This is a genomic window from Nocardioides sp. AN3 (assembly GCF_054653495.1).
Window position 1 is genome coordinate 1 of record NZ_BAAIGC010000081.1, and the last position, 1,299, is coordinate 1,299.

General features: G+C 66.8%; 1 protein-coding gene. It reads left to right on the plus strand.

All coding sequences use genetic code 11. The features are described from left to right. Positions 1-53: 53 nt before the first annotated feature. Positions 54-1,261, plus strand: a protein-coding gene (locus tag ACYQ1K_RS27870) for an IS3 family transposase (RefSeq protein ID WP_459986886.1) whose coding sequence is annotated in 2 segments (ribosomal slippage) — positions 54-336 and positions 336-1,261 — 1,209 coding nt in all. Because the reading frame shifts where the segments join, the coding sequence is not laid out codon by codon here. The last annotated feature ends 38 nt before the right edge of the window (positions 1,262-1,299 follow it).

The window sequence follows — 1,299 nt, forward strand, 5'->3', positions numbered from 1 at the left end:
TGAGGTGAGACGATTTTCGTAGACAGTCGCTACCAGGAAGGACGCTCAGCGTCGTGTCTACATCTCAACGCCGGCATTACACCGCGGAGTTCAAGGCTGATGCCGTGCAGCTCGTTGTGGTGGGTGGTCGGCCGATCGCCCAGGTCGCTCGCGAACTCGACATCAACGAGTCCTCGCTGGGCTACTGGGTCAAGGCCTACCGCGAGGCCCATCCGATGGCTGTGGCCGACGAGGCCGGAGCGGCCGTGGCCGACCCGGTCACCGCGGCCCGGATCGCCAAGCTCGAGGCCGAGAACCGGCGGCTGGCCGAAGAGAACGCGTTTCTGAAAAAAGCAGCGGCCTTCTTCGCGAAGACGCAAGCGTGAGCGAGAGGTACGCGCTCATGGCCGCGGAGAAGGCCCACCACAAGATCGAGTTCATGGCCGGCCTGTTGGGGGTCTCCCGCTCGGGCTACTACGCCTGGATCAACCGTGGCGGGACCGACCCCTCGCCGGGCCCCCGTGCCCGCCACCGGGCCGCGGTGGAGGAGGTGGTCGTGGCCTCCCACGAGGGCTCCGACGGCGTCAACGGGCATCGCCGTATCCGTGCCGAGCTGGCCGGCCAGGGCATCCACGCCAGCGTCTACATGGTGCGTAGCGCGATGCGGCGGCTGGGCATCTTCGGGATCCAGCCCCGCTCCAAGAAGCGGACCACGATCCCGGCCAAGGACGCCGCCTCGCGTCCGGACCTGCTCAAGCGCGACTTCACCGCACCGGCGCCTGGATCCAAGCTCGTCGGCGACATCACCTACCTGCGCACCGGCGAGGGGTGGCTCTACCTGGCCACCGTGATCGACCTGTACTCGCGCATGGTGGTGGGCTGGTCGATGGCCGACCACATGCGCACCGAGCTCATCAGCGACGCGCTGCGCATGGCCCACACCCACGGCCACCTGGCCGATGGGGCGATCTTCCACTCCGACCGCGGCTCCCAGTACACCTCCGCGGAATACGCCGCCGTCGCGGCCGAACTCGGCGTCACCCTCAGCGTAGGAAGAACCGGGTCATGCCACGACAACGCCGTCGCGGAGTCGTGGTTCTCGATGTTGAAGAACGAGATGTACCACCGCTACCGCTTCCCCACCCGGACGCGGGCGAGGTTCGCCGTCATGGACTACATCGAGGTCTTCTACAACCGACGACGGCTCCACTCGACCCTCGGATACCGCACGCCTGCTGCCGTTCACGCGGCAGCCCAAACTCAGGCAGCAACCGCCGCCTGATCCCGAAAAGACCTGTCTACGAAACTTGACACAGCCCA